This window comes from Clostridium sp. OF09-36 (assembly GCF_003481985.1).
GTDB lineage: Bacteria > Bacillota > Clostridia > Lachnospirales > Lachnospiraceae > Brotaphodocola.
In genome coordinates, this window is the sequence record NZ_QUMD01000053.1 from 1 (window position 1) to 5,709 (window position 5,709).

General features: G+C 44.3%; 7 protein-coding genes. All 7 read right to left on the reverse strand.

Annotation, left to right across the window (positions count from 1 at the left end; translation table 11 throughout):
• Positions 1 to 920 (reverse strand): relaxase/mobilization nuclease domain-containing protein (locus DXA97_RS19190; RefSeq protein WP_118721430.1); only part of this gene is annotated, 920 nt, incomplete at its 3' end.
• On the reverse strand, positions 881 to 1,201 hold the full coding sequence (gene mobC / locus DXA97_RS19195; protein WP_002595443.1) for a plasmid mobilization relaxosome protein MobC: 321 nt from the start codon (positions 1,199 to 1,201) through the stop codon (positions 881 to 883). The genes DXA97_RS19190 and mobC, both read right to left, overlap by 40 nt.
• The gene (locus DXA97_RS19200) at positions 1,194 to 1,829 is read right to left on the reverse strand and encodes a hypothetical protein (RefSeq protein WP_002595442.1); all 636 of its coding nucleotides are present in this window, start codon (positions 1,827 to 1,829) and stop codon (positions 1,194 to 1,196) included. Before DXA97_RS19200 ends, mobC begins: the two co-directional genes overlap by 8 nt.
• An 867-nt stretch (positions 1,830 to 2,696) precedes the next feature.
• Positions 2,697 to 3,536, reverse strand: coding sequence for a replication protein (locus DXA97_RS21360; protein WP_243035810.1), 840 nt, complete (start codon positions 3,534 to 3,536; stop codon positions 2,697 to 2,699).
• Positions 3,494 to 4,078 carry a hypothetical protein gene (locus DXA97_RS21365; protein ID WP_243035811.1) on the reverse strand — a complete coding sequence of 195 codons (585 nt, stop codon included), beginning with the start codon at positions 4,076 to 4,078 and terminating at the stop codon, positions 3,494 to 3,496. Before DXA97_RS21365 ends, DXA97_RS21360 begins: the two co-directional genes overlap by 43 nt.
• Positions 4,079 to 4,459: 381 nt before the next feature.
• Positions 4,460 to 5,014 (reverse strand): hypothetical protein, encoded by a 555-nt coding sequence (locus DXA97_RS19220; RefSeq protein ID WP_002595445.1) that lies wholly within the window; start codon positions 5,012 to 5,014, stop codon positions 4,460 to 4,462.
• 134 nt (positions 5,015 to 5,148) lie between these two features.
• Positions 5,149 to 5,709: hypothetical protein (locus DXA97_RS21370; RefSeq protein WP_243107781.1), on the reverse strand; the 561-nt coding region annotated here is incomplete at its 5' end.

Sequence of the window (5,709 nt, forward strand, 5' to 3'; positions counted from 1 at the left end):
AAGCTAAGGCTTCCTTCAGCAGGCTGTTCTCCAGCTCTGTCCGGCTCTGACGGTTCAGTTCTTGGATCCGTTCTCTCGGACTTGCCTGCTCTGACTTCTGCTGTTCGTGCATTTCTCTCAAACTCATGCTCCAGTTCCTCCTTTCCAAAACCCATGTTGTAGTATTTTTCCAGCTTATTATTACGAATTTTGCAAGCCTTTTCTCCTGCCTGCTTCCTTGCTAAGTCGGTATATGTGATGTATTTGTGGCTGTCCTGCCAGTCCACTCCGTACCCTCTTTCATTCATCAGCCGAATAAAGCTTTCCCGGCTGGTCGCTGTTTCCTTACAGTCCAGGACTGCCAGGGCAATGTCCTGGACATAGCTTTTCACTTTCCCCTGCTCCGCCTGCTTCAGAAGCTGGTACGTCTCTTTTTTCCATGCCACTGTTTCCTCACGTTCCGCTCCTTCAAAGGTCTTTCCCTTTTCTGAGACGTGTAGCCCCTGCTCCCTGCTCTGTGCGTTGCACCGCTCCTTCAGCTCCTGCAGGTCGGCGCTGCTCCACTGCAGCTTGTGCCCGTCCTCAAAATTGACGGAATTGACGATAAAGTGCGTATGGATATGTTTTTTGTCCTTATGGGTAGCCACAAGCACCTCAAACCCTTTCCATGCCGACGTATTCTCTGCAAGCTGTAAGGCGTTCCTGTGTGCCTGCTCCGGCGTGATTTTCTCGTCCTTATGGTAGCTCTGGACAAAGTGCTTGTATGTCCTTCCCCCGGTTTTCTCCCATAGTTCCTTGGTGGCTTGCATTTCGTCCTTTACTGTATCTGGTTCACAGTGCAGACCGCTGACAAGCTTATCCTCTGTCTTTTCCTCTTTTGTCACATAGTCCAGTGCTTGCCCTATGCCTGCTTTTGAAGATACTGCTTTAATAACTGCCATACTTCTCTCACCTCTTTCATGGTGTTAGGAAGCTCTTGCTTATAGTCCACATATCCATTTTCATTCAGCTTCTTGGCTATCTGGTTCAGATTGTTGCCTTGCCTTTTCAGCTCTGGATATATCTCTTTCAGTCCGTCCAGATTGACAATGTTCGACTGTGTGAGGGCTTCAATGATATATTGCTGTTGGCTCTTTCCAGACTGCTCTACTTTTTCTTTTATCTGTGCAAGTTCTTCCTCTGACACTCTTATAACTATCTGCTTCGGTCTTGTCCTATTCATTGATGAAGTCCTCTCTTTCCTTTACCCACTTCTTAATGAGTTCGATTTCCTCGTTCATGTTCGGCTCTTTCTCTGGCTTCCAGTCCGCTCTCATGTCTTTCAGTTCTTCCAGTGCTTCTTCTAAGTCTGCCTTATAGCTTTCTAAATCTTCTTTTTCGCTTGCTATATATTCATCAACACTATTGTAACAAGGCACACACTCATAGCTTGTAAAATCATCATTATACTTGTGGTACACAATGTCTTTCCATTCATCACTTGGCTCTGCTATGTTCTGTTTAGTAATTTCAATGTCGGATTTTATTGTCTCTACGTTCTCCAACATATCCAGATAATGCTCTGGTTCATAACCCAAATTCAATAAGTGATTCAGCAGTGTAGGCTCTGGGAACATTCCGAACCAACAACGCTCGAACCACTGGTCAGCATAATCTCTTTCATCACTTCCATTGGAGTAAGTACCGCCCACCAAATCTCCGACAAAATTCTCTATCAGCTCTCCGATTGTCAGACCATGCTTCCCACACTTTCTCGCCAGTCGGTCACAATCTGCGTCCGACAATTTCACTGTGATTTTTCTCTCTCTGATTGTCTCAATTTCTTTCTGCTGTTCCTCGCCCCAACTCATGCTTTTACCTCTCTTTCTTCTTGGCTATCACTCAACAATTTACCGCATATCTGCGGTCACTCAAAGGGGGATTGAAGGGGGCTTTGCCACCCTCACAAGTTCTAAAGTGTAGCCGTTAGGCTATCACTTTAGGGAACTTGCAATATATCCGCTACACATAATATAGCATAGTGATAGCCACTTGTCAAGCGGATATATTCGTGCGTGGATTTCGCCAGAAATACAGTGGAGCTTACTTCCTCTTGGGCGACTTTGGAAGTGTAGGAGGGAGACAGTCAAGGGCTTGTTTTTTATCTGCAGTATGAGCTTCGGCTTGCCGATCAGCGAATGCAGCAGATAAAAAATGGTCGCAGACCACCCTTTACTTTCTTCCGCCGGAACAGACAATGAAGCACAAGGGGAAGTGACGGAACGGACGGACAGCCGTTTCCCCCTCCGGCATGATAGCCAACAAAAAAGAGTATCAAGGGTAAACGCTGCGGTCTTTCGACCGCCCTTGACACTCTTTTCCTTATGGCTCTGATAATAAACAAGGGGAAATGGCTTCTTGTGGCATTTCTGCCACTATGGTATAATGGGCAACGCTACCACCCCTATACAGGTACAGAAAGGGGGTGTGCCACCATGAGTATATTTTCGTCTTTCTTACTCTCTGTCTTGGCAAGTGTAGTCGCCTACTACATCTGCAAATGGCTGGACGGAGATAAATAGCGGTAGCCAGCCTAAGGCATAAGCCACCTTGCCACAACGGAATAGAAAAGCCCCGGAGGTCGCAACTCCGGGGCTTTTTGCGTGCCACAATGAGCACTTTCGTCTTTCTTGCCTACTGGCATTATAGCATATGCCTTTCAGCATTTCAAGTATGCCCTACTTCCACCACTTATAAACCGTATGCTTTGCAAGTCCTGTCTCTCGGATGCAGTCCGCTTTTGTTCCCAGAGGGTTGCTTTCTCTCCATTCTTCGACAATCTTCGCCTTGTCTGGTCTCCCTTGTAGAGCTTTGCCCCTGTCCTCATTCATTGTTTCAAGGGTAAAACGTGCGATTTTTAAGTGCGTGGCTTGCTTTCTGCCGTTCCTCTTATTTGGCGGTATGACAACTTTCGTCTGCTTCTCTATCCATTCTCGGCTTGCCATAGTCGAAAGTAGCTTGTTATCAGCTTTGAGGGCTTTCAATGCGTCCTTTACATCTTCCCTTGTAAAATGGTTGTCCTCATCATCTGTAAGGCTCTCCAGATGCTCCAAAAATGAATAGGCATCTTGCCTTATTCGTCTTTCAGATATGCCACATTTCAAGCCATACGCACACAATGCCATGATTGAGAAGTACCTACCGCCTACCTTTACTTCGGTAAAAATCTTGTTCTTCCACCACTCATAAAGGGCTTCATTACACACCCATGTGCCTTTTTTCTTCGGTCTGCCCTCTACAACTCGCTCTTGATACCACTCTGGGTACAGCTTCTTTGCTTCGTCCAGTGACAGCTTACTCTTTTCTTTCTTCGGCTTCTCTGTAAGTACCGATAAATCAACCTTACAGTTCGGTATGCTGTCCTTTATATCTTCCAGAGTATAGCGGTTATCCGACATCTTATAGGCTTTCACTGGGAAGTCTGCCCCCAGCTTGCTCTGGCTCCCAACACACCTAAAGCCTTGATAGATACCTGTTATATCTGGCTGTCTGGTCTGATACTGCTCGTATCGTTCCATAGTCTGCGGATAAATGCTTCTTTCAGCTCCGCAAGGGTATCTTCCAGATTATGATACAACTGTACTGGCTCTTTCAAAAAGTAATAGGCATGGACACCCTTTCCAGAACTCACAAGGTAGGTCGGTCGGAGCTGTACTCCGTTCCCGAATTGCTTCAAGAGGTTCTTCAACTGCTGTTTTCCGACATAATCAATATCTATTGCAACCGCATACAGTTCATGTGCGTTCTGCTTCGTGTGTGTCTTGCCATAGAACGTGATAGGCGGTATCAGTCCGAACTCGTCCCCTATGACCTTATCAAGCATATTCAGACTATCATCTATAACCCACTGCTTCGTTCTTCCCTTTCCAGATGGTCTTATCTGGGTTGCAATCACATTTCCTTTTCCGTCATGCTCTGCACTCTGTAAGCTCCCCTCTGGGAACAAGTCACGATAGAACTCATGGGGGCTGACCTCTGGAAAACCTCTCTCCAACATCAGCTCCTCTTTATCCCTATATACCTTTCTCCACTCATACATTGTTTTTGTATTTCTACGCATATTTTTCTCCTACTTAGATATATTATATAATATACTGCCCTTACTCCGCCTGACCGCTAATCTTATCAATAGATTTTTGCACCTTTTTCTCTCAAGTATAAGGGAGTGCCTTTTTGGTGTCAATATCTACACCTCACTCCCTCTCGCCTTCACCGCTTATCTTATCAATGAAGTATTTTACCTTTTTCCATCAAGTATAAGGGAGTGCCTTTTTGGTGTCAATATCTACACCTCACTCCCTCTCGCCCTTATCGCTTATCTTATCAATGAATTTATTGCACCTTTTTGACCTCTAAAAAAAGGGAGTGAATTAAGAATATCTCATCCTCACTTCACTCCCTCTTATTTTCATCACTACTCTTACCAATATTTCAGTATTTTCTACTTAGCATCACGAAGAGTTCCTTTCCATACTGCGTATTCGTCACCTTTCTCATCAGTTGCGGTTAATATTGCTTCACAATATGGATTTGATGGTGGATTCGGAGTCGTATATACATAGCTTCGAGAATTAGTTCCTGTATACCCATTATGATCTTCTTCATTTGTATGCCAACTATTTACTCCTTCAGCTCTTGTTACAAGTTTACTGGATTTTAATTTTAATGGATTAGACGTCATAGATGCCTTAACTGTGTACTGCGGTCTTCCAGATGAATCTAAACCATCATAAAAATACTCCATACTTCCTAAAATTCTATTTTCAATATCTAAAGCTGTAGCAGGAATAGGTTCTCGAGAAGAAATTGTGTTTTTTCCATCACACGCAAAATATACTTTATCCAGCAAAACAGATTCTCCATTAGTTGAACGAGTCACCGATTCTACCGCCTCGGTTTCAGCAGGAGCTGTATCTGCTGCAAAACTAACCATATTCATAGCCATCATCATTATTGCTGCCAAAGCTAACGCTACAGATCTGCGAATATTTCTCATTAATTTTCCTCCTATGTCAATGTATTTTTATAGCATCTAAAGCAACAAGTACATTGGCATCCCCTCCTTTTTGTTTTACTATACTATATTTTCAACAAAAAAACATTAATTATATATAACATTTTTATAAAACTTTACTTGACAAATAAATAATATAACACTATCAAAAACGTCCCAATATTACAGACCATACCGCCCCAAAACAGGTATATCTTCAAGCCCTCATATCTGAAAAAGCTGTTTTTGCTTTCCTCCAGCTCCCGGACTTTCTGCTTCATTACGCTTGTAAGCGTATCAGACTGCTTTTCAAGAGCTTTTGTTGCCTTCTGTACCGCCTCTATATTCGCCTGTAACGCCTTTTTTACCTCTTGGACGGTACTTTCTCTGACCTCATCTCTCAGGCTCCCAATTCCGGCTGATATGGCGTTCTGAAGTAGTTCGTTGCTGTTCTCTAACTGCTCGACTTGCTTCTTCAGCTCGCTGATGAGCTGCCTGCTCAGCTCGGCGTCTCTCTGCCTGTTCTGCTCTGCCCTTGCTTGTCCTTGATTTGACTGCTTCATCAATTCCTCGCAGCTCTCGCTCGACAAAGCTAAGGCTTCCTTCAGCAGGCTGTTCTCCAGCTCTGTCCGGCTCTGACGGTTCAGTTCTTGGATCCGTTCTCTCGGACTTGCCTGCTCTGACTTCTGCTGTTCGTG

Bases quoted from the DNA above. Each gene is read 5' to 3' on its own strand.
- mobC (WP_002595443.1), bottom strand. From the start codon at position 1,201: ATGAATAGGACAAGACCGAAGCAGATAGTTATAAGAGTGTCAGAGGAA.
- DXA97_RS19220 (WP_002595445.1), bottom strand. From the start codon at position 5,014: ATGAGAAATATTCGCAGATCTGTAGCGTTAGCTTTGGCAGCAATAATG.
- DXA97_RS21360 (WP_243035810.1), bottom strand. From the start codon at position 3,536: ATGGAACGATACGAGCAGTATCAGACCAGACAGCCAGATATAACAGGT.
- DXA97_RS21365 (WP_243035811.1), bottom strand. From the start codon at position 4,078: ATGCGTAGAAATACAAAAACAATGTATGAGTGGAGAAAGGTATATAGG.
- DXA97_RS19200 (WP_002595442.1), bottom strand. From the start codon at position 1,829: ATGAGTTGGGGCGAGGAACAGCAGAAAGAAATTGAGACAATCAGAGAG.